A 23,274-nucleotide genomic window follows, 5' to 3' on the forward strand; every position below is an offset into this window, starting at 1 on the left:
CGGTTGCAATCAATGTGGGTCCAGTTGCAATGATTGTGGTCCCAAGCGCCGGGCCTAGTTGCAATGATTGTGGGCCGGAACTTGCGATGATTGCGATCCCGGCCGCGGATGATTGCGGTCCGTTATACATAACGCGCTCACCGCGCCGAAGCTGCGCTTCATCGCCTTGCGCCGCTTGTCGCGCTGTTTCTCGTGCGCGGGGGAAAGCCCCTCCGCCACCTGCTTGCGAGCGGCGATGCAGCGCTCGCGCGCTTCGGCGAGCGTGAGGCCATCGGCGCCATAGCGGCCGATCGTCAGCGTCTCCCGGCGACCGTTCAGACGGTAGTCGTATCGGAAGGTGATTTGGCCTGTCGTGGCGACGGAAACGTACATACCGTCACGGTCGGCCACCTTGTACAATTTATCTTTTAGTTTCAGCCTCTTAATGGCCATATCGGTAAGCATGAGGATGGCCTCATTGACGATCTAAATCGCCTTTTCGAGCCCCAATTTTACCGTCAAATCCGATACCGTCAATCAACACAAATAATCATTATATAACAGTGTATTAGCCTGATTATGCGAGAGCGGCTTCCGCTTTCGACCTGACGGTAAGGTAAAAACCCGGCTGACGACGAAAAACGCCTACCGTCGCGCACACCGTCAGAGCCCATTGCTTCAAGGCGATCGGCTCCGATAGTGAATGCTTGACTTTTTGTTTTATTTCAGCTAGTTATGAGGATGTGGCGATAGTTCGCGAAACGCCGCGAACCGCATCATTTCATTCCCACTCAATTGTGCCGGGGGGCTTTGAGGTCACGTCATATACGACGCGGTTGACGCCTTTGACTTCGTTGATGATGCGTGTCGCCGCGCGGCCGAGAAAACCCATGCCGAAGGGATAGAAATCCGCCGTCATGCCGTCGACCGAGGTGACGGCGCGAAGCGCGCAGACGAACTCGTAAGTGCGCCCATCGCCCATCACGCCGACGGTCTGCACCGGCAGCAGCACGGCAAAAGCCTGCCAGATTTCGTCATAGAGCCCCGCCTTGCGAATCTCGTCGAGATAGATGGCGTCAGCCTGACGCAAAATCTCGAGCTTTTCCGGCGTGATGCCGCCGGGACAGCGGATCGCGAGCCCAGGCCCCGGAAACGGATGCCTGCCGACGAAGGCTTCGGGCAGGCCGAGCTCGCGTCCGAGGTCGCGCACTTCGTCCTTGAACAATTCCCGCAGCGGCTCGACGAGCTTCATGTTCATGCGCTCAGGCAGGCCGCCGACATTATGGTGAGACTTGATCGTCACCGAGGGGCCGCCGCTGAACGACACGCTCTCGATCACATCCGGATAGAGCGTGCCTTGCGCCAGAAACTCCGGCGCGCCGCGCCCATCGGCGGCGATCTTCTTCGCCTCGGCCTCGAATGCTGAGATGAACAGGCGCCCGATGATCTTGCGCTTTTCTTCCGGGTCGCGGATGCCGGTCAGCGCGCCGAGAAAGAGATCCTGCGCTTCGACATGGACGAGCGGAATATTGTAATGGCCGCGAAAGAGGCTGACGACCTCTTCGGCCTCGCCTTGCCGCAACAGGCCGTGATCGACGAAGACGCAGGTCAAGCGCTCGCCGATCGCCTCATGGATGAGCACCGCGGCGACCGCCGAATCGACGCCGCCGGAGAGACCACAGAGCACGCGGCCGGAGCCGACCTGCGCACGGATCGAGGCGATCGCTTCCTGCCGGAACGCGCCCATCGTCCAATCGGCCTTGAGACCTGCAACCTTATGCACGAAATTGGAAATCAGCTTCGCCCCATCCGGGGTATGCACGACTTCGAGGTGGAATTGCACGCCGTATAATTTGCGATCCTCGTCGGCGATCGCCGCCAGCGGCGCGCTCGGCGATGTCGCGATGGGCGCAAATCCCGCCGGCAATTCGCTCACCGCATCGCCGTGGCTCATCCAGACGGGATAGCTCTTGCCCTCCTCCCAGACACCGTCGAAGAGCGCGCTCGCACGCAATACTTCGACCTCGGCGCGGCCAAATTCGCGGCTGTGGCTGTGCCCCGCGACGACCTTGCCGCCAAGCTGATGCGCCATGACCTGCTCGCCATAGCAGATGCCGAGGACCGGCACGCCGGCGTCAAAAAGAGAATTTGGCGCACGCGGCGAGTTATCCTCCAGGACGGAGCTTGGGCCGCCGGACAGGATCACGGCTTTCGGCGCGAGCTCCGCGAATGCCTTCTCCGCCGATTGGAAGGGCGCGATCTCGCAATAGACGCCCGCCTCGCGCACGCGGCGCGCGATGAGCTGCGTCACCTGCGAGCCGAAATCGACGATCAGCACTTTGTCGTGCTGGCGGACAATCGTTTCGTGGAGCTTATCCTGCGCCATGCAGCGTCCTCTTGCGGCAAAAAGTTCGATTAGGCGATCACCGCCCCAGGCGCAAGCCGCGCCTTACATGTAATGACGCTCCCCGCCGGAACCATGGCGCGAACGGGCAATTCGGCTCATAAATGGGGGCTTACGTCGGATCGGAAACAAAAAATGACCCGCGGCGCGCAAAAGCAAGGGCCTTCCATCGTCTGGTTTCGCGACGACCTGCGCCTCGCCGACAATCAGGCGCTGACGGCCGCCGTCGCCGCCCCCGCGCCTCTCCTCTGCGTCTATATTTTTGATGAAGAAAGCGAGGGCTTTCGGCCTCATGGCGGCGCCTCGCGCTGGTGGCTGCATCATTCTTTGGCGGCGCTTGGCGGCGAGATTTCCAAAAAAGGCGGCCGCCTCGATCTTTTCCGAGGGCGCGCGAAAGACATTCTGCCTGCCCTTGCAGCCGCCGCCAGCGCCGGCGCGGCCTTCTGGACGCGGCGCTATGGCGGCGCCGAAATCGCGCTCGACACGGTGCTGAAAACGCGATTAGTCGCGGCAGGAGTGAAGACACAAAGCTTCAACGGCCAGCTTTTGCACGAACCCTGGGAGGTCAAGCGCGGCGCGAGGGGCAGCTTCATGGTCTATTCGCCCTATTGGCGCGCCGCACTCGCTCTGCCCGACGCCGGCGCGCCGCTCGACGCGCCGGAGAAAATCTTAGCTTCGCCCTACTCGCGCGGCGCGCCAAAGAGGAAAAGCCTCGACGAGCTTGGGCTGCTTCCCAAAAGGTGCGACTGGGCGGCTGGGCTGAGTGCGAACTGGAGGCCGGGCGAAAAGGGCGCGCAAAAGCGCCTCGGCGATTTTCTCGCGAACGGCTTGCAGGCTTACGCGAGCGCCCGCGACAGACCGGCGGACGACGCCATCTCGCGCCTCTCGCCGCACCTGCGTTTTGGCGAAATCAGCCCAAGGCAGATTTTCGCCGCGGTCCGCGCGGCCGAAACCGAGCGCCCGGAGCTTAAGGCTGGCGCGTCGAAGTTTTTGGGCGAACTCGGTTGGCGCGAGTTCAATTATCATGTGTTTTTCAGCCATCCGAATGCCGCGACGACCAATCTTCAGCGCCGCTTCGACGCCATGCCCTGGCGCGATCCGCCCCTGCACGAGCTTAAAGCCTGGCGCCGGGGCCAAACCGGCTATCCTCTGGTCGACGCCGGCATGCGCGAATTATGGACGACCGGCTTCATGCATAATCGCGCGCGCATGGCCGCCGCCTCCTTTCTCGTCAAACACCTTTTGATCGACTGGCGGATCGGCGAGGAATGGTTCTGGGACACGCTCTGCGACGCCGATCCGGCCAATAATCCGATGAACTGGCAATGGGTCGCGGGCTCAGGCGCAGATGCGGCGCCCTATTTCCGGGTGTTCAATCCAGTGCTGCAAGGCGAGAAATTCGATCCAAGAGGCGATTACGTCCGGCGCTGGATTCCAGAACTCGCCGCATTGCCGGATAAATGGATTCATAAGCCGTGGGCGGCGCCGGCAGCGGTTTTGCTGGAGGCTCGCGTTGAATTGGGGAAGACCTATCCGAAGCCGGTCGTGGATCTCGCGGACGGTCGTGACCGGGCGCTCAAGGCTTTTGAGGCGGTGCGGCGTTGAGCCGATGACCTGCGTATGCGAGCGGGCGGCAAGGCGGAACCCTGAACCGCCTCCCCGGCGCGCTTGCGGGATGGCGCGCAATCTGGCAGCAAGGACGCGCGCGGCGGCAAAGCCCGCGATCCTCCGCATTTCAAGGATGCTCCAATGCCTTCCGGCGCCGATTCTTTTGCCACTCCGCAGGCCGCGGCGCTCGAGATTGCCGCTGACGTCCTGCAAGGCGCGCAACAGGCAAGCGCCTGGCCATTCGAGGAAGCCCGCAAGATCGTCGAGAGGATCAATGCGTCAGGCAAGTCCGAAGTCCTCTTCGAGACCGGCTATGGTCCTTCGGGCCTGCCCCATATTGGAACATTTGGGGAGGTTGCGCGAACGACCATGGTTCGCCACGCCTTTCGCCTATTGACCGGGGACAGCGTCAAGACGCGGCTGCTGGCCTTTTCCGACGACATGGACGCGCTCCGCAAGGTGCCGGACAATGTGCCGAACAAGGAGATGCTCGCGTCGCATCTCGGCGAGCCCCTGACCCGGGTCCCCGACCCCTTCTCCAATGAATATCCGTCCTTCGGCGCCGCCAATAATGCGCGGCTGCGCGCGTTTCTGGACCGCTTCGGCTTCGACTACGAATTTGCGAGTTCAACGGATTACTATTCATCCGGCCGTTTCGACGAGACCCTGCTGCGCATGCTGGCGGTCTATGACGATGTGATGGACATTATTTTGCCGACGCTCGGCCCGGATCGGCGGGCGACCTATTCGCCTTTCCTGCCGATCAGTCCGCGCAGCGGCAAGGTGCTTCAGGTGCCAATGATCGAACGCGACGTCTCGCGCGGGACCATCGTTTATCTCGATCCGGAAACGAATGAAAAAGTCGAGACGGAAGTCACCGGCGGGCGCGTAAAATGCCAGTGGAAGGCCGATTGGGCGATGCGCTGGTTCGCGCTCGGAATTGATTATGAGATGGCCGGCAAGGATTTGATCGAGTCCGTCAAGCTTTCGGGGAAAATTTGCCGGGCGCTCGGCGGCCGCCCGCCGGAGGGATTCAACTATGAATTGTTCCTCGACGACAAGGGCCAGAAGATCTCGAAGTCAAAGGGCAATGGCCTCACCATCGAGGAGTGGCTGACCTATGCAAGCCCCGAGAGCCTGTCGCTTTTCATGTATCAAAAGCCGACGGCGGCGAAGCGCCTCTATTTCGACGTCATTCCGCGCGCGGTCGATGATTATCTGAGCTTTCTTGACGCCTATCCGCGCCAGGCGCTGAAGGAGCGTCTTGGCAATCCCGTCTGGCACATTCATTCGGGCGAGCCGCCCGCTCCAGAAGCGCTCGGCAAGGATCACGGCGCGACGATCACCTTCGGCATGCTTTTGAATCTCGCCGCCGTGGCGAACAGCGAAGACCCCAACGTGCTATGGGGATTTTTGCGCCGCTATGCGCCCGGCGCCTCGCCCGAAAACCATCCGCGCCTCGACAGGCTCGTCGCCTATGCGGTGCGCTATTTCCGGGATTTCGTTCGCCCCGCGAAGAATTACCGCGCGCCCGACGACGTCGAGCGGGACGCGCTCGCCAAACTCGCGGACATGCTTGCGGCGCTGCCAAAGGATGCGAGCGCGGAAGCGATCCAGACCGCCCTTTACGATGTGGCGCGGGCCATTCCGCGCTATCAGGATCTCAAGGCCAAGGGCGCGACGCCGGAACGCCCTGGCGTCTCGAATGATTTTTTCAACATGCTCTACGCCATCCTGCTCGGCGAAAGCCGCGGCCCGCGCTTTGGCTCATTCGTCGCCCTCTACGGCGTCGACGAAACGCGCAAATTGCTCGCGGATGCGCTGAATGGCGCCCTCATGCAGCAGCACGCCGACTTTGTGGCGCAAAGATAAGGCATTCCCGGGCGCGCGAACGATTCTCTTGCGGGCGCGGCCTTGCGCAGACGAAAGTTCAGACATGGAACTGATTTATAAGATCGCGCCAGCGGCTTTATGGCGTCAGGCTCAGGACAGAGGCCGTTTCGACGGCGCGCCTGTCGACCTCGAAGACGGCTTCATTCACTTCTCGACCGCCGAGCAGGCCGAGGAAACCGCTTTGAAACATTTTGGCGGGCGCTTCGACCTCGTGCTGATCGCGGTCGACGCCAAGCGGCTCGGCGACGGCCTGCGCTTCGAGCCCTCGCGCGGAGGCGCCCTCTTCCCCCATCTTTACGCGCCGCTGCCGCTCGACGCCGTGGTGTCGGTCAAGGCGCTGCCGCCCCGCCCCGGCGGCGGCCACGATTTTTCCGGCCTGCTCGAAAAGCCGACGCGCTGAGGGAGCTTGAAAGACGCGTCTTTCCGCATGAGGGCGCTTTGAACCCGGAAATCATCTTTCGAGACGGCCTCTCAAGCCTCCTCAACGCGCTTTCGTGTATCAAAGCTGCGCCCTTTCCGCAAAATCACGACGCGGCTTTGAGCCCGTAGGCGAGAATCGGCGCCGCCAGCACGTTGACGAGCCCCGCCAGCACCATCACCAGCCCTGCGATCGATCCTTCTTCCTGTCCGATCTCGCGTGCTTTGGCGGTTCCGGCGGCATGGGCGCCCATGCCCAACAGAGCCCCGCGCGCAAGACTGGAGCGCAGCGGCAGCCAGTTCAGCATCAGTTCGCCGAGAGCCGCGCCGCATATGCCGGTCAGGAGGACGAATACGGTCGTCAAATCCGGCGAGCCGCCTATGTCCCCCGCGACCGCCATGGCGAAAGGCGTGCTCATGGAGCGGGGAAGCAGGCTAAGGCGCAAGAGATCCGAAAGGCCGAGCGCGCTCGCCATCGCCCAGGCGGTGGCCATCGCCGTGCCACTGCCGATGATGACGCCAATGACGAGAACGGGCCAGTGGCGGGCGATCACATGCCGCTGTTCATAAATCGGGATGGCGAAGGCGACAGTCGCGGGTCCGAGCATCATAACGATCCAGTGCGTGCCGCGAATATAATCGCCATAGCCGGTGTGGAGCGCCAGCGCGAGGATCAATAAAACCGCCGGCGTCACGACGAGCGGCGACAGCCACCAGCGCGGCCAACGCCGATAGATGGCGCGGGCGCAAAGATAGAAGCCGACCGTCGCTAACGACCAGAAAGCCGCAAGGGCAAGTGAATGACTAGGCCACATGGTGAAAGCCGCCTTGCTGACGCCCTATTCGGCGACGCGCCGCATCGTCCAGCGCGCGCACATCTCGACGGTGAGCGCGGTCGCCGCCATCACGCACAAAGTGCCAGTTAAGATCACGATCAACAGCTTCAGGCCGAGAACGCCAAGGAATTCGGAATGGTCGAGCAGAGCCATCACGGCCGGCACAAAAAACAGCAGCATTTCGGCAAGCAGCCATTCGGCTCCGCGACGGACGCTGCAAATGTTCATACGGCGCGTCAGCAGCAAAGCCAGCACGGCCGCCATGCCGACGACGCCGCCCGGCACAGGCAGATGCACGAGCTGAACGGTTGCCTGCCCCAAGGCCCAGAAAGCCATCAGAACGCCAAGCTGCAAAAGCCGGCTGCGATGAAATGCATATCGGATGCGAACAAAAGTCTTGCGCAAATGCATGACTGGATCTCCAAATCAAAGCCAGTTTACATTGCACTGCATCATAACAAAAATGAATTAGTTGCATGACATTCATTCTGAAATGGAATTCGTATGGAGCTTAGAACCTTGCGCGCCTTTGTCGAAGTCGTTCGCCAGGGCGGTTTTTCCGCGGCGGCCAAGGCCTTGAACGCCACGCAGCCGACGATCAGTAAAGCGGTGAAGCAGATCGAAGACGAGCTCGGCGTCGCAGTACTGGACCGCATCGGCCATCGCAGCGAGATCACGGCGGCCGGGGAAATTGTCTATCGCCGCGCCCTCGCCATGCTCGCCCTGCGCGACGATTTGATGGCGGAACTCGATGAATTGCGCGGCCTGAAGCGCGGCGTGCTGCGGCTCGGGCTTCCGCCCGTCGGAAGCAGCCTTTTGTTCGCGCCCCTCTTTGCCATCTACCGCAAGCGATATCCCGGCATCGACATCCGCCTCATCGAGCAGGGCAGCAAACGCCTCGAAGAGCTTTTGGCCACGGGCGAGGTCGAACTTGCCGCCTCCCTGCTCCCCGTATCGGAGGACCTCGACTGGCAGGACGTGCGGCGGGAGCCGCTGATGGCGCTTCTGCCCGACGGCCACGCCGGCGCCGGCCGTGAGACGATTGATCTCGTCAGCCTGAAGGCCTCGCCTTTCATCCTTTTTGAGACCGGCTTCGCCCTCAATCAGGTCATCCTCGACGCCTGCGGGCGGCATGGATTTGCGCCGAAAGTGGCCGCCCGCAGCGCCCAGATCGACTTCATCATCGAGCTTGTCGCAGCGGGTCTTGGCGTCGCCTTCCTGCCGCGGCTCATCGCCGAACAGCGCACGACTTCGCCGATCCATCGCATCCTGCTCGATGAGCCGGGAACGGACTGGCGCATGGCGCTGGCGTGGCGGCGCGGAAGCTTTCTTTCGCCCGCCGCGCGCGCGTGGCTCGCATTGGCGCGCGAAGCAAAAGGCGAGGCTCCGCCGATCTGACCCGCGGCGACCTCAATCCGCGATGGCGCGGCCGGCGTCCGGCACAAGCGCGAACAGAAGGAACGAGCGCCCCGTCACGGCGTAAGCCTGGCCGAAACGGAAGGTCTCGCCCTCCTTCTCGACCATCTCTTCGGGAAGGTTCGTGTCGATAAGCAGGGTCCAATGCTGATTGCTGGCCGACTGGCTCGGAAGCGTGAATTCGACCACGTCATGCCAGGCGTTGAAGATCATCAGAATGGTGGCGTCCTCGCCGCGTTTGCGTATGCCCGTCGGCTGGGCCCGCCCGTCGAGCATCAGGCCGAAACATTGCGCCGCGTCCCAATCGCCCTCGCCCATCTCGCCGCCCCCGGCGTTGACCCAGGTCAGCTCCTTGATGTCGAGCTCCTCATTATAGGCGTCGGTGAGAAACCGGCCGCGGCGCAGAATCGGGAATCGCTGACGCAGGGCGTTGACGCGGCTGACGAAGCGGATCAGCGATTGCCCCTTCGCCTTTAACTCCCAATTGACCCAGGAGATTTCATTGTCCTGGCAATAGGCGTTGTTGTTGCCGTTCTGCGTGCGGCCGAATTCGTCGCCGGCTACAATCATCGGCAAACCCTGGCTGAGCAGAAGCGTCGCCAGCATGTTGCGTATCTGGCGAGCGCGAATCCCGTTGATTTCCAGCTCGTCGGTCGGCCCCTCGACGCCATAATTGAATGACCTGTTGTCGCTCGCGCCGTCCTTATTGTCCTCGCCATTGGCGTCATTGTGCTTTTCGTTGTAGGTGACGACATCATTCAGCGTGAACCCGTCATGCGCCGTGACGAAGTTGACCGAGGCCCAGGGCTTGCGCCCCTGATGATTGAATTCGGCCGGCGAGGCGAGAAGACGCGGCGCAAGTTCGGCCGCGGGCATGGAGCCCTTCCAGAAATCGCGGACGGTATTGCGAAATTTATCGTTCCATTCGGACCAGCCGGGCGGAAATTCGCCGACCTGATAGCCGCCGGGGCCGCAATCCCACGGCTCGGCGATGAGCTTAACCGCGCCGAGCACGGGGTCCTGGCTACAGCATTTCAAAAATCCGGATTGATTGTCGAAGCCGTTAGGCTCGCGCGCGAGGATTGTGCCGAGATCAAAGCGAAATCCATCGACATGGGTCTCGTTGACCCAATACCGCAGGCTGTCTGTGACCATCTGGATGACGCGTGGATGCGACAGATTGACCGTGTTCCCGGTTCCCGTGTCATTGACATAGAGCCGCTTGTTGTCTGGATGCAGGCGGTAGTAGGAGGCGTTGTCGATGCCCTTGAACGAGAGCGTCGGGCCCCGCTCATTGCCTTCCGCCGTGTGATTGTAGACGACGTCGAGAATGACTTCGAGATCGGCTTCGTGGAAGCGCGACACCATTTCCTTGAATTCGCGCAGGCAGTTGGCGCGATCGGAAGCGTAACGCGGATCAGGCGCAAAATAACCGATCGTGTTATAACCCCAATAATTGACGAGGCCCTTTTTCAGCAGATAGTCGTCATTGATAAAGCTGTGCACCGGCAACAGCTCGACCGATGTCGCGCCGAGCGACTTGATGTGGTTGAGCACCAGCGCCACGCCGAGCCCCGCATAGGTGCCGCGCAGATGCTCCTCAACTTCCGGATGAAGCTTGGTGTAGCCGCGCACATGCAACTCATAAATGACGCTTCTGTCCCAGGCGATCGGCTTGCGCCTCGGCTGGCCATGCCAATCGAAATTGGGATCGACGACAATCGACTTCGGCATGAAGGGCGCGCTATCGCGCTCATCCAAGGAAAGGTCCTCGTCGGGGTGGCCAAGGATATAGCCAAACACCGCCGGATCCCATTGGAGGTCGCCCATATGGGCGCGGCCGTAGGGATCGAGCAGCAGCTTCATAGGATTGAAACGATGTCCGGCATCCGGCTCATAGGGACCGTGAACGCGATAGCCATAGACCTGCCCGGGCCCGATGTCGGGCAGCCAGCCGTGGAAAATCTGATCGGTGTATTCCGGCAGCGTCACCCGATCGAGTTCGGTGTTTCCCCCGGAATCAAAAAGACACACCTCGACCTTGGTGGCGTTTGCGGAGAACAGCGCAAAATTGACCCCCTTGCCGTCAAAGGAGGCGCCGATCGGATAGGGAAGGCCCTCGCGGACGCGATCTTTCAGAGCCTTTGGCATGCTCCGTCTCCTGACTGACTGATGCCTCGCAGTAACGCCGCAACGCTTGGTGAGTTTCATGCCGCGAGCGCGCCTGCCGCGCGCAGGCCGCTGCGCCAGGCCCGCTGACGCTCAGCCGACGGGGGCGCCGATCACCGGGACGCCGATCAGCACGGGATGCAGCAGGATCATCGCCACATAGGCGGCCGTTCCAACGATCAGCGCGATGGCGTCGGCGCGTGTGAAAGACGCCAAACGAGGCGCCCCGAAATCGCCGCGCCTCTTGACCGCGACGCGATCAAAAACGGCCCAGGCGAGAAACGAACCAAACAGCAGCATGCCCCCCAAGTCGCCATTGGCGAGGAGATGCGCGAGGGCCCAGATCTTGATGGCGACAAGCATGGGGTGGCGCAGCCAGCCCCTGATTTTTCCAGGCGCGGGATTGACGCACGCCAGCGCCACGAAGGCGAACCACATCAGCGTCATGGTCAGGTGGCGGGTCCAGCCGGGTGGAGTCCAAACCGGGATCAGCCCTTCCGCGCGATATCGGGAGAAACCCCAGACGATAAGCGCGAAACCGATCAGCGAAACCACCGAATGGATGATTTTATAGGGCGCCTCCCCAAAGCGTCCGATCAGATCCTCCCGCGTCTCACGAAATGTCGTGAGGGTGTGCGCGCCGAGAAAGACGACGATTCCCAAAACCATAACTAGCATGCTGGCCCCGCTCGCTTGATAATGCAGCCCGCAACGATAGCACGCGCCCGCGGCAAGCGCTTCCGGCATGGATGCGTTCTCGCCGATTGTAATTTACGAAACTTGCGACGGCTATCATGGAATCGCGGCGACGATCACGCGTTATTTATCGGCGAGCGCTGGATCGAACCCCGCTTTATTGACCCTTCGTCTTGACTGCGCCGGTCGCCCCCGGAAGCGCGACTGGCTTCATCAGGAAATCAGGCGCATGATCGCGCTGATTGCCTGGAATGCGTCAATGCTGGTTTAAGCGCCTCATGCGAAGTGCATCTGACATCGGGCCCGTTCTCGTCACGGGCTGCTCCAGCGGCGTTGGTCGCGCCGCCGCGATAGCCTTTCGCACCGCGGGTTTTGAGACCTTCGCAAGCGCGCGAAATCTCGCCGCCCTCGAAGAGCTGCGCGCGCTCGGCTGCCACACGCTCGCCCTCGACGTCACGGATGAGGCCGCGCGCCGCGCCGCGATCGCCGCCGTTGAAAACGGCTTCGGCGCCGTCGGCGTTCTCGTCAACAACGCCGGCTATGGCCAATATGGTCCGATCGAGGAAATATCCCTCGACGATATGCGCCGCCAGTTCGAGACCAATGTGCTCGGCGCAATGCGGCTGTCGCAGCTTGCCCTTCCTTCGATGCGACGCGCCGGCCGAGGCCGCATCGTCAATGTGAGCTCTGTCGCGGGACGCGTCAGCGTCATGGGCGGCGGGGCCTATCACGCGGCCAAATTTGCGCTCGAGGCGATCGCCGACGCCATGCGCCCCGAGGTAAAACCTTTCGGCATAGATGTCGTGAACATTTTGCCGGGGCCGATCGCGACGCAATTCGAAGCGACGCTGCTGAGGACCATCCCGGATCTTGGAGCCGATGGCCCCTATGGGCACTTCAAAAGAAATCTTGCGCGGCGAATGCGCGCATTCCTTGCACCCCGCGGCCTCGGAGTCATGACCGCGAACAAGGTCGCCGAGGTGGTTTTCAGGGCCGCCACGGCGAGACGCCCGCGCACGCGCTACAACGTCGGGTTGATTGCAATTCTTGGCCCGATTGGCCGGGCTCTCGCGCCAGATCGCCTCGTAGACGCCGTAACCAGTCTCGCCATCTCAAGCAAACGCCGCTGACGCGCGAGGCCTTGCCAGCGCAACTTGCATCACGCCGGCATAGCTATCTAAAACGCACGCTCGCCACCCATCGGCGCGGCGGGTCGGCTCGTCCTCCCAGTCGCAAGGGGAGAAGCTGATTAGCCTCAACGCTCGACAAGGGGGAACCGGCTATGATCGAATTGCAGAACACGCCGCCCATTCGCTTTCATTGACGTCCGGCCTGTCCGGAGGAGACCCCTCATGCCCGCTCGCCTGCCCGGCCGTCTTCTGGCGACCCTGTTCCTCGCAGCCGCCTTGCCCCTGTCGGCCCCTCTGGCTTCATTTTCGGAAGAAGTCCAGCTCATTCGCCCCGTGGATGCGCAATCGGCGCAGAAAAGCCCAATCGAACGGGCCGAATCGGCGCTGCAAACCCTCATCTCGCGCCTGCGCGGCCGCACCATGCCCGAAGGCATTGTCAAATCGAACGGGCGCATCGAAGCGACGCAGGTGGACGTGGCGGCGAAATATCCCGGCCGGCTCACGACGCTGAACGTGGACGAAGGCGATGAAGTGACGGCTGGACAAATCCTCGGCACGATCTCTTCGCCGGAAGTCGAAGCCCAGCTGAGGGGCGCGCAGGCTCAGGTGCTGGGCGCAAAGCAGGCTTTGGCGGCGGCCGAGGCGCTCATTGTCCAGCGCAGCAGCGATCTGGCCTTCGCGAGAACCGACCTGGAGCGCGGGACGAACCTCCTCGACTCAGGGAACATAACCCGACAAATTTACGATCAGCGACGTAACAGGTTCGAAGTCGCCGAAGCGGCATTTCACGCCGCCACCGACCAGCGCAACCAGGCCGAGTCTCAAATCAAATCAGCGGAGGCCGACGTCGATCGGTACCAGGCCATTTTGGTCGATATGGTGCTTATCTCGCCAAGAAGCGGACGCGTGCAATACAGGCTCGCCCGCGCCGGAGAGGTCATCCTGCCGGGACAGCGCGTGTTGACGATCCTCGACCTCAATGATGTTTATATGACGATCTACCTGCCGGCGGCGGACGCCGGCAGGCTCGCTCTTGGCGACGACGCCCGCATCATCGCCGATCCCGTTCCCGAATATGTTATCCCAGCCACGATCAGCTTCGTCGCGACAGACGCGCAGTTCACGCCAAAGAGCGTCGAGACCGATGAGGAGCGCGAGAAACTGATGTTCCGCGTGAAACTTCAGATCGATCCAAAAGTGCTGGAGAAGTATCGCCGGCAGGTGAAGACGGGCGTTCGCGGGATTGGCTTCGTGCGCCTCAGCCCGAGCATCACGTGGCCCAATGATCTCGCCGTGAAGCTTCCGCAATGACGAACGGCCCTATCGCACGGCTCGATCATGTGTCGCACAAATATGCGGCGACTGTTGCGCTCGACAATGTGAGCCTCGATATTCCGGCTCATTGCATGGCGGGGCTGATCGGACCGGACGGCGTCGGCAAATCCACGCTCCTCGCGCTTGCCTCCGGCATTCGCAGGATTCAGAGCGGCGATATTATCGTCCTTGACGGAGACATGGCCAAGACCGCCCATCGCAGGGCGAATTGCGCGCGCATTGCCTACATGCCGCAAGGGCTCGGCCGCAATCTCTACCCAACGCTCAGCGTCTTTGAGAACATCGATTTCTTTGGGCGTTTGTTCGGGCAATCCGAGCCTGAGCGCCGCGCGCGCATCGCCGAACTCCTGCAGGCGACGGACCTCGATCCATTCGAAGACCGCCCAGCCGGCAAGCTCTCCGGCGGCATGAAACAGAAACTCAGCCTCTGCTGCGCGCTGATGCATGATCCGGATCTTCTCATTCTCGACGAGCCGACAACGGGCGTCGATCCGCTTTCGCGCCGCCAGTTCTGGGACCTCATCGATTCGATCCGGGCGCGGCGTCCGCTCATGAGCGTCATCGTAGCGACCGCCTATATGGAGGAGGCACAGCGCTTCGACTGGCTCGCCGCCATGGACGATGGCAAAATCATCGCGCAAGGCGCGCCAAAGGAGATTCTAGCCCAAACCCACGAGCGTTCGCTGGAGGAGGCCTTCATCGCCCTTCTTCCAGAACAAAAGCGCGCCCAGCATCACAAGGTCGTGGTGCGGCCGCGCCCCGCAAGCGATGACGAGTCTCCCGCGATCGAAGCAGAGGGACTAACCCGCCGTTTCGGCGATTTCGTCGCTGTCGATCACGTCAGCTTCCGCATCGCGCCCGGCGAGATTTTTGGCTTTCTCGGTTCGAACGGCTGCGGAAAAACCACCACCATGAAAATGCTCACCGGGCTTTTGCCTTCAAGCGAAGGGTCCGCGAAGCTGTTTGGAAATCCGATCGGCTCCAATGACATGGAGATGCGTAGCCATGTCGGCTATATGTCTCAGTCCTTTTCCCTCTACAGCGAGCTCACCGTCCGGCAAAACCTCTATCTGCACGCCCATCTTTATCATTTGCCGGATCATGAAATAGAAGGCCGCATAGAGCAACTTTTACAACGCTTCGATCTGCTGCACGCGGCGGACGAGCAGCCGGATAATCTTCCCCTCGGCATCAAGCAAAGGTTGCAACTCGCCGTGGCCGTGCTGCACCGGCCGGCGATCCTTATCCTCGACGAACCGACGTCGGGGGTCGATCCGATCGCGCGCGACGCCTTTTGGACCAGCTTGATCGACCTCTCACGCGACGACAAGGTGACGATCTTTCTGTCCACCCATTTCATGAACGAAGCCGAGCGCTGCGATCGCATCTCGCTCATGCACGCGGGCAAAGTGCTTGCCGTCGGAACGCCGGCCGATATCGTCAAAGAACGCGCCGCCAGCTCGCTCGAAGACGCTTTCATCGGCTATCTCCTCGATGCCGCGGGATCCGGTCGCGCGCGAGACGCCTCGCCCCCCGCGCCTGTCGCGCCGCCGATCGAGGCTCCTTTTGCAGGCCGCTCAAAGAGGTTCGATTACAGACGGCTTTGGGCTTATGCGCGCCGGGAAACCATGGAGTTGTTGCGTGATCCGATCCGGCTGATCTTCGCTTTTATCGGCCCGTTCATCCTGATGTTCGCTTTTGGCTACGGCATTTCCTTCGATGTCGAGAATCTGAAATATGCCGCTTTCGACCAGGATCGCACGCCCGAAAGCCGGACCCTCCTCGAAAGCTTTTCAGGATCGCGATATTTTTCCGAACAGCCTCCAATCCAATCCCCGGCAGAGATGGAGGATCGTTTCAGAAAAGGCGAGCTGCAGCTCGCGATCGAAATTCCCCCAGGCTTCGGCCGCGATCTCGAAAGCCTGCGCTCGCCTGACGTCGCCATCTGGATCGACGGCTCCATGCCGTTCCGCGGCGAGACCGCAAGGAGCTATGTCTCGGGACTGGCCCTTCGATATGCGAAGGACCGAATAGTGGAGCGCCTTGGCCCCAATGGCTTGTCGACCGCCTATGTGGGCGGCGTTAATATCGAAACGCGCTTTCGCTATAATCAGGCCTTCAAGAGCGTCAACGCCATGGTTCCGAGCGTCATCGTTTTGATGTTGATTCTGATCCCCGCCATCATGTCGGCAGTCGCAGTGGTTCACGAAAAAGAAACCGGCTCCATCGCCAACTTCCGCTCGACGCCGACCAGCAGATTCGAGTTCCTGTTCGGCAAGCAGCTTCCGTATGTCGCCGTTTCGATGATCACCTTCGCGATGTTGGCCCTTATCGCTGCGACCATATTCCACGTGCCTGTCAAGGGATCGCTCGCCGCGTTAACGCTCGGAACCTTGCTCTACGTGTTCGCGACCACAGGGGTCGGCCAGCTCATCTCGACCTTCACGCGCACGCAGGCTGCGGCGGTTTTCGCGACCGCCATTCTCACCGTCATCCCCGCGGTCAATTTCTCCGGCCTGCTCACGCCCGTGTCATCCCTGTCTGGCGGCGCCAAATTATTAGGCCTGTCTTTCCCCGCCGCCTGGTATCAGCCGATCAGCGTCGGCGCGTTCACAAAGGCGCTCGGCTTCTCCGATCTATGGTTCAATATCTTTGTGCTTGCGCTCTTCACGCTGTTCTATCTCGTCGCGGCGCAGATAATCCTGAACAAACAGGAGCCCTGAGATGGCCTCCGTGAAAGAGGAGACGAGCCCGCAGAGCAAGGCGCAGCCGGCCAAGGGGCGCGCAAAAAAGAGCCGCATCGGCGCGCATGTCGCCAACATCGGCCGGCTGATGATCAAGGAGCTGCGGAGCATCCGATCCGACCCCGTGATGCTTATCCTCGTTGTCTATGCTTTCAGCATCGCCATCTACACCGTCGCCAATGGCGCCTCAACCGAAGCAACCAATCTGGCGGTCGGGATTGTTGATGAAGACCACTCCGCGTTGTCGCGCAAAATCGCCGATGGTCTGACGCCTCCCCTTTTCAGGCGGGCCGTCGAAATCGCGCCTTCGGACATTGACCCGTCGATGGATTCAAATCGTTTCGTTTTCGTCATCGAAATCCCGCCCGACTTTCAAGCCGATGTGCTCGCCGGCCGGCAGACCTCGGTTCAGATCAACGCCGACGCCACGGCCATCACGCAGGCAGGCAATGGCGCGGGCTACATCCAGACGATCATCATGAATGAGGTTGTGGCCGCTCTCACGGGTCGGGAGGCACACTATCCTGTGCCTGTCAATGCTGTGGTCCGCGTAAAATTCAATCCAAATCTGCACTCGAGTTGGTTCACCTCGGTGATGCAGGTCATCAACAACGTCACCATGCTCACAGTGATCCTGAGCGGCGCCGCGCTCATTCGAGAGCGCGAACAAGGCACCGTGGAGCATCTCCTCGTGATGCCTGTGGTTCCGGCCGAGATCATGCTGGCCAAAATGTTGGCGAATGGCCTCGTCACCCTCGTGGCGGCTGCGCTTTCGTTGGTCTTCGTGGTCGAGTGGTGGCTCAACGTGCCTATCGTCGGATCCATCGCGCTCTTCATCGGCGGTTCGTTCTTCTACGTCTTCACCGTCGCCGCGCTCGGCATTCTGCTTGGGACGATAGCGGCTTCGATGGGGCAGTTCGGGCTTCTCGTCATTCCCGTGCTGCTTGTCATGATGCTGCTTTCTGGAAGCATGACGCCCATGGAAAGCATGCCAGATTGGCTGCAATACATTATGCAGATCATCAGCCCCACCCCGCATTTCGTGGCGTTCGCGCAGGGCGTGCTCTATCGCGGCGCTGGTTTATCCATCGTCTGGCCGCAGCTCATCGCAATCATCATTATCGGCAGCGTCTATTTCGGCTTCGCCCTGCGCCGTTTCCGCCGCGTCATTTTCGGCGCGTGAGGGTCGCGCGAGCTGTGTCCTTCGACGAATTCGATCGCCAAAACCCTGATTTCCGCATCATCCGTGGTCTCGTAAATCTGCCTGTAATAATTGAGGCTGGCCGTTCGGCGTCGCGCGCGATCTCCCGCGCCTGCTCACGGCCGACGAACGGGTCGGCGGCCCAGATCGCGGCGGACTCCGGGCTCTCGAAGCCAGGTCGATCGAATTCAGCAAAGCAAGCCATACGCTACGCCCTATAACATATCAAATCCCCCATTCAGTTTAGCCGCTCTGGATGGCTACGGCGCGAAAGCGGATGAGGGCGAGAAACAGGAACAAACCACCAACCAACGCAACGAAGAGGAATTCAGGCCACACTAATGCAAAGCCTGCTCCCCGAAACAGGATGGATTGCGCGAACAACACGAAATGAGTTGAAGGCGAACACATCATGATAGTGCTCAGGACGACCGGCATGGATTCGAGCGGCGTATTGCTGCCGGAGAGGATATTCAGAGGCATCGCCACGAGAATATAGAGCAGCCCGAGCTGCGGCATAGAGCGTGCGACCGTCGCCAGAAATACTCCCACCGCGGTCGCAAAGAACAGATAGATCGCGACGCCCCCTATGAACAATGGGACAGAGCCCGCGATAGGGATCTTAAGCAGTTCCCGCACAACGATTTCAAGCGACAGGCTGGCGGCGATGGTAATCACCAGACCGTTAGCCCATATCTTCGACATGGCGATTTCGAACGGCGTGACGGGCATGACGAGAAGATGATCCATGGTGCCGTGTTCGCGCTCCCGGACAATCGCAGCTCCCGCCAGAATGATAGCCAGCATCGTGACGTTGTTGACAATTCCCATGACGCTCGAGAACCACGCGGTTGTGACATTCGGGTTGAAGGCGACGCGCACGGCGAGCGTGATCGGCGAGCCTGGAACATTTTGCGAGTCCGACAGTGATTCGCCTTCATCCCGAGAAACGAAATTATTGATCTCGGTCGTCAGGATCTGCTGGATATAGCCGTAACCGAGCCCCGCCGTAACCATGGCGGTCGCATCTACATTGACCTGGACCGCGGGGCTTCGCCTGGCCAGAACGTCTCTGGCGAAATGCGGCGGAATCACGATAACGAACGTATAGGCCGCCGTGTTCATCAGGTGATCGACGTCCTTGTTGTCAATCTCAACCGGAGCCTTGAAATAGGGAGGCAGAAAGGCTGCGATCATCCGGCGGGACAATGCCGAATTGTCTTCGTCAACCACGCCCACGGAGGCGTTATGCAGCTCCTGCGCATTGCTGCGGCCCTGCACGAAGATCGCAAAAGAGAACGTGTAGATCACGAGCCCAAGAAGCACGTAGTCCCGAAAAAAGCTCCGGAGCTCCTTGGTTCCAAGCCAGAATATATTGCCGAGCATGCGCATCTGCGCGTCCCCGCTAGTCTTCCTGCTTGCGCAGGAACAGGAGGCTGAGCCCCGTCAGAATAGGGATGAAAAGGGCGAGCTTGAGCAGGCTCATCGAAAGATCTGCGAAGCCCAGCGCCTTGGTGAATGCGCCAACGGTGATCTGCAGAAAATAGGTCATCGGGAAGCCGATCCCCATGATCGCGGGAAGCCCCGCCAGAGACGAGACCGGCGTGAGCATCCCGGAAAATTGGGTGGCTGGCAGGATCGTGAGGATCACCGTGCCGAACAGGGCGGCGATCTGCGTGCGGCAAAACGCCGATATCAACATTCCGATGCCGGTTGTCGCCGTAACGTAGAGCAATGCGCCAAGGAAGAGCGTTGCAAAGCTTCCTTTCAACGGGACGCCGAAGATAAAGATGCCGATGAGGCATAAAACAGCGAAATTGACCATCGCGATTGCAACATAGGGGATCTGCTTGCCAATCAGGAATTCGATGCGGGTCACCGGAGTGACGTAGAGATTTGTGATCGATCCAAGCTCTTTTTCTCGCACGATGGAAAGCGCCATCAACACGGCTGGAATCATAACCAGCAGGAGAGCGATCGTGCCCGGCGCCTGGGCATAGATGCTGTCGAAATCCTGGTTGTAAAGGAACCGCGTTTCGATTCTTGCCCACACCGGCGGATTTGTGTTCGCATGGTCGAGCAAGGCGAAATTCTTGTTGCGCAGCGCGTTGCGCGCCTCATCGGATGTAGGGTTAGCGCTCTGCCCCCTGCGCACTGCGTAATCCGTGAGAAACTGCTGGTGCGCGCTTTGCAGATATCCGCGGATCGTCTCCGCCCGAAACGGCATGGAGCCGTCGATCCATGCGCCAACGAAGGTTGGGGTCTTCTTCTTGATGTCGCGGCCGAAGTCGGGCGGGATCTCAATGCCGGCCTTGATGTCTCCCGATTGCAGCCGTTTCTCGAGGTCGGCCTGATCGACGATCGGCGCCTTCTCGATAAAGTAGGTCGAGCCGCGCAGTTCTTCGAGATAGGCCCGGCTTTCGTGCGAATTGTCGCGGTCGAGGACGGCGAAAGACAGATTGTTGACGTCTGTCGAGATGCCCGCGCCAAATACAACCATGAGAAAAGCCGTTCCGAGCAAAGCAAAGCCAAGCCGGATTGGATCGCGAAGAAGCTCCAGTCCCTCACGGATCGTGTAGGCGAACAGCCGGCGCGAACTAAACCATGTCTTCGGGACCGTTCGCGCGGGCTGTTCTGCGTCGGCGCGCGCGAGCGCTTCGCGGCTGAGAGCGAGGGGCGCATCATTGGCGACCTGCGCGCCATTTGCCGCCTCGAGATAGTCGATGAAGGCGTCTTCCAGATTGTTGCATCGGCGCGCTTTGACGATCTCCGTCGGCGTTCCCATCGCAAGAACGCGCCCGGCGTCCATCAGCGCGATGCGGTCGCAGCGCGCGGCCTCATTCATGAAATGCGTGGAGATAAAAATGGTGACGCCTTCCCTGCGCGAGAGATCGGCGAGCATTTCCCAGAAGTGATCGCGCGCGAGTGGATCGACGCCCGACGTCGGCTCGTCGAGAATGAGAATCTCAGGCTCATGCACAATCGCCACCGCCAGCGAAAGACGTTGGCGAATGCCGAGCGGCAGATCGGATGCGCGCTGGCCAAGGTAGGGGCCAAGACCGAAACGATCGACGAGTCCGGCGATCCGCGCATGGGCTTTCTCCCGCGGAAGATGGAACAGGCGGGCGTGGAGATCGAGGTTCTGGCGAACCGTGAGCTCCGTGTAGAGCGAAAACGACTGCGACATATAGCCGACGCGAAAGCGCGCCTTCATGTCCGAGGCGTCAATCGGCTGGCCGAACAGGAAGGCCTGCCCGGCGCTCGCGGGCAGAAGCCCGGTCAGCATTTTCATCGTCGTTGTCTTGCCGCAACCGTTCGATCCCAAAAAGCCGAAAATCTCGCCGCGCTCGATAGAGAAACTGACACGATCGACGGCGACGAAATTGCCGAAGCGCCGGGTCAGCGCGTGGGCGACGATGACGGGCTTGCCATCGCTCCTGCGACGCGGCGGAATGACGAGAGGCTCGCGCCCGCGGCGACGCTCTTCTGGCAGAAGCGCGATGAAGCTTTCTTCGAGAGAGAGCGAACCGGCCTTGGCCTTCAGGTCAGATGGCGATCCGGCGGCAAGGATGCGCCCCGCATCCATCGCCACCAGCCAATCAAATTGTTCGGCTTCCTCCATGTAGGCCGTTGCGACGATAACGCTCATGCCCGGGCGCTCTGCGCGCATGCGAGCGATGAGACTCCAGAATTGTCGCCTTGAAAGCGGATCGACCCCGGTGGTCGGCTCGTCCAGGATCAAGAGGTCCGGATCGTGGATGAGTGAGCAGCAAAGGCCGAGCTTCTGGCGCATGCCGCCAGAGAGCTTGCTCGCGGGCCTGTCATGGAAAGGGTCAAGGCCCGTCGCCGTCAGGAGCGCCCTGATGCGATGCTCCCGTTCTTCTCTGGATTGACCAAACAGCCTTCCAAAGAATGTAATGTTCTCGTAGACGCTGAGGTCGGGATAGAGGTTCTTTCCGAGGCCTTGCGGCATATAGGCGATCCGCGGGCAGATCTCGGCGCGTCTGCGAGCATCGCCAAGGTCCGCCCCGAGCGCGAAAACCTTGCCCGATTGAATGCGGCGGGCGCCGGCGATAAGGCTCAGCAGTGATGATTTTCCGACGCCATCGGGACCGATGAGCCCGACCGTGCACCCCGCGGGAAACGCAATCGTCACATCATCGAGCGCGACAGTCGTCCCATATCGCAGCGAAACCCCGCGCAGCTCGCTCACGGCCTCGCCATGGGGCGTCGTCATTGGGATGGCGGTCCCTGCAACACAGCGGGCCACGGCCGCTTGGGATCGAGATTGACATAGGCCCGGCCCGGCAAACCGGTGCGCACATCGGCGGCATGCGCAAGCAAGAGGCCGCGGTCGACCCGCACTTTCACCCGAAACATGAGCTTGTCGCGCTCGTCTTCCGTCTCAACGGCTTTCGGCGTGAACTGAGCCTGCGTGGCGACGAAGGAGACATGCGCCGGGATGGGGAACTTCGGCCAGGCGTCGAGCACGATTCGGGCCTCCGAACCAGGCTTGACGCGGCCGGCGGCGGCGGTCGGCAAATAAATGTTCATGTACACATCTGAAATGTCGAGCATTGTGAAGACCCGGCCGCCCGCCGGGAGCACTTCTCCGACGTTGGCGATGCGATACTGAATGCGGCCAACCGTAGGCGCCACCAAAGTATTGTCGGCGATGTTGACCTTATTCAGCTCGACATTATGCGTCGCCGCGTCCAGCGCATGGGTGGCTTGGCCTACACGTTCCTGCGCGGCTGTCAGCGCCGCGGCGGCGCCGTCGAGAGCCTGACGGCGCTGGTCGAGCAATTCATGCGTCGCATATCCGCGCGTGACGAGCGCCGATGTGCGGTCGATTTCCTTCTGGGCGAGGGTCACCTGGGTAACTTGCTGCGCGACATTGGCGCGGGCCTCCTCGAGCGTTCGCTGCGCTTGCTGAACCTGAGCCTCGGTCGCCTTGAGCGTAGCTTCGAGGTCTCGTGTATCCATGCGCGCGACGACCTGACCCGCCGTAACGATATCGCCTTCGTCCGCCAGCCGCTCGGCCACGCGTCCAGCGAATTTTGTGTCGATATCAATTTCCTCGGCCTCGATCCGGCCATTCCCCGATACGATCCAAACCGGAAGGCGCGCCTGCTGCTGGCGCCACCAATAAAAGCCGCCGCCGGCGAGGCCTGCAAAGATGACGACCAGCCCGAGGACCATCCGCCAGCTCGGCCGATGCCGCGCGGGACTCACATGGCCAGGCAGCGCCGGAAGCGTCTCTCGTGCCGGCACGGGCACGAGAGCGGCGCCGGGGGCCGCGGCGGGAAGCCCCGGCGCCTCGGCCGGCGCGATCTCGACCGGCCTCCCTTGACCGGAAGAAACCGGCGTTTCAATTGGTTCTGTTGGCACTCGCACACCTGCTCAGGGACCGACGAGCCGCGCTTCAGTCCAAAATGGGACGACC

At 61.2% G+C, this 23,274-nt stretch carries 16 protein-coding genes and 1 pseudogene; 8 read left to right on the forward strand and 9 right to left on the reverse strand.

Annotated elements, in window-relative coordinates; translation table 11 throughout:
- Positions 1-144: 144 nt before the first annotated feature.
- A pseudogene (locus tag MPC4_RS09305) lies at positions 145-444 on the reverse strand (Arm DNA-binding domain-containing protein); the annotation flags it as partial.
- A gap of 316 nt (positions 445-760) precedes the next feature.
- Positions 761-2,365 (reverse strand): glutamine-hydrolyzing GMP synthase, encoded by a 1,605-nt coding sequence (gene guaA, locus MPC4_RS09310; RefSeq protein ID WP_174512274.1) that lies wholly within the window; start codon positions 2,363-2,365, stop codon positions 761-763.
- A gap of 153 nt (positions 2,366-2,518) precedes the next feature.
- On the opposite strand from guaA, the gene MPC4_RS09315 reads away from it, so the two are divergent.
- The 3 genes from MPC4_RS09315 to MPC4_RS09325 all read left to right on the forward strand — a co-directional run bounded on the left by MPC4_RS09315 (position 2,519) and on the right by MPC4_RS09325 (position 6,284).
- Positions 2,519-3,988, forward strand: coding sequence for a cryptochrome/photolyase family protein (locus MPC4_RS09315; protein ID WP_174512275.1), 1,470 nt, complete (start codon positions 2,519-2,521; stop codon positions 3,986-3,988).
- 144 nt (positions 3,989-4,132) lie between these two features.
- Entirely contained in the window at positions 4,133-5,863 is a 1,731-nt protein-coding gene (locus tag MPC4_RS09320; RefSeq protein WP_134488562.1) for a lysine--tRNA ligase, read from the forward strand.
- A gap of 64 nt (positions 5,864-5,927) precedes the next feature.
- Positions 5,928-6,284 carry a DUF952 domain-containing protein gene (locus tag MPC4_RS09325; RefSeq protein ID WP_174512276.1) on the forward strand — a complete coding sequence of 119 codons (357 nt, stop codon included), beginning with the start codon at positions 5,928-5,930 and terminating at the stop codon, positions 6,282-6,284.
- 124 nt (positions 6,285-6,408) lie between these two features.
- Here MPC4_RS09325 and MPC4_RS09330 read toward each other — a convergent pair whose 3' ends face one another.
- Together MPC4_RS09330 and MPC4_RS09335 are read right to left on the reverse strand one after the other, a co-directional pair.
- The gene (locus MPC4_RS09330) at positions 6,409-7,116 is read right to left on the reverse strand and encodes an LrgB family protein (RefSeq protein WP_174512277.1); all 708 of its coding nucleotides are present in this window, start codon (positions 7,114-7,116) and stop codon (positions 6,409-6,411) included.
- A gap of 24 nt (positions 7,117-7,140) precedes the next feature.
- A complete protein-coding gene (locus MPC4_RS09335; protein WP_174512278.1) occupies positions 7,141-7,548 on the reverse strand; it encodes a CidA/LrgA family protein in 408 nt (135 codons plus the stop codon).
- A gap of 93 nt (positions 7,549-7,641) precedes the next feature.
- Between MPC4_RS09335 and MPC4_RS09340 the strand changes: the two genes are divergently transcribed.
- Positions 7,642-8,535, forward strand: coding sequence for a LysR family transcriptional regulator (locus MPC4_RS09340; protein ID WP_174512279.1), 894 nt, complete (start codon positions 7,642-7,644; stop codon positions 8,533-8,535).
- A 12-nt stretch (positions 8,536-8,547) separates the two neighbouring features.
- On the opposite strand, the gene glgX is transcribed toward MPC4_RS09340, so the two are convergent.
- Together glgX and MPC4_RS09350 are read right to left on the reverse strand one after the other, a co-directional pair.
- Positions 8,548-10,704 (reverse strand): glycogen debranching protein GlgX, encoded by a 2,157-nt coding sequence (gene glgX / locus MPC4_RS09345; RefSeq protein ID WP_210253618.1) that lies wholly within the window; start codon positions 10,702-10,704, stop codon positions 8,548-8,550.
- A 111-nt stretch (positions 10,705-10,815) separates the two neighbouring features.
- On the reverse strand, positions 10,816-11,400 hold the full coding sequence (locus MPC4_RS09350; protein ID WP_174512281.1) for an NnrU family protein: 585 nt from the start codon (positions 11,398-11,400) through the stop codon (positions 10,816-10,818).
- A 296-nt stretch (positions 11,401-11,696) separates the two neighbouring features.
- Here MPC4_RS09350 and MPC4_RS09355 point away from each other — a divergent pair, with 296 nt between their 5' ends.
- The 4 genes from MPC4_RS09355 (at position 11,697) to MPC4_RS09370 (ending at position 17,810) form a co-directional block, all read left to right on the forward strand.
- Complete coding sequence (locus MPC4_RS09355; protein ID WP_244628929.1) at positions 11,697-12,548, forward strand: SDR family NAD(P)-dependent oxidoreductase; 852 nt, start codon at positions 11,697-11,699, stop codon at positions 12,546-12,548.
- 222 nt (positions 12,549-12,770) lie between these two features.
- Complete coding sequence (locus MPC4_RS09360) at positions 12,771-13,859, forward strand: HlyD family secretion protein (RefSeq protein ID WP_174512283.1); 1,089 nt, start codon at positions 12,771-12,773, stop codon at positions 13,857-13,859.
- Positions 13,856-16,606, forward strand: a complete 2,751-nt coding sequence (gene rbbA, locus MPC4_RS09365) for a ribosome-associated ATPase/putative transporter RbbA (protein WP_174512284.1) — start codon at positions 13,856-13,858, stop codon at positions 16,604-16,606. Before MPC4_RS09360 ends, rbbA (MPC4_RS09365) begins: the two co-directional genes overlap by 4 nt.
- Before the next feature lie 109 nt (positions 16,607-16,715).
- Positions 16,716-17,810 carry an ABC transporter permease gene (locus tag MPC4_RS09370; protein WP_244628932.1) on the forward strand — a complete coding sequence of 365 codons (1,095 nt, stop codon included), beginning with the start codon at positions 16,716-16,718 and terminating at the stop codon, positions 17,808-17,810.
- Between the two features lie 261 nt (positions 17,811-18,071).
- Here MPC4_RS09370 and MPC4_RS09375 read toward each other — a convergent pair whose 3' ends face one another.
- The 3 genes from MPC4_RS09375 to MPC4_RS09385 are packed head-to-tail and all read right to left on the reverse strand — an operon-like array spanning position 18,072 to position 23,219.
- Entirely contained in the window at positions 18,072-19,220 is a 1,149-nt protein-coding gene (locus MPC4_RS09375) for an ABC transporter permease (protein WP_174512286.1), read from the reverse strand.
- 13 nt (positions 19,221-19,233) lie between these two features.
- Positions 19,234-22,065 (reverse strand): ribosome-associated ATPase/putative transporter RbbA, encoded by a 2,832-nt coding sequence (gene rbbA, locus MPC4_RS09380; RefSeq protein ID WP_174512287.1) that lies wholly within the window; start codon positions 22,063-22,065, stop codon positions 19,234-19,236.
- Positions 22,062-23,219, reverse strand: a complete 1,158-nt coding sequence (locus tag MPC4_RS09385; protein ID WP_425312446.1) for an HlyD family secretion protein — start codon at positions 23,217-23,219, stop codon at positions 22,062-22,064. The genes rbbA (MPC4_RS09380) and MPC4_RS09385 overlap by 4 nt, the downstream gene beginning before the upstream one ends.
- Between the last annotated feature and the right edge of the window lie 55 nt (positions 23,220-23,274).

The sequence above is a fragment of the Methylocella tundrae genome, assembly GCF_901905185.1.
GTDB lineage: Bacteria > Pseudomonadota > Alphaproteobacteria > Rhizobiales > Beijerinckiaceae > Methylocapsa > Methylocapsa tundrae.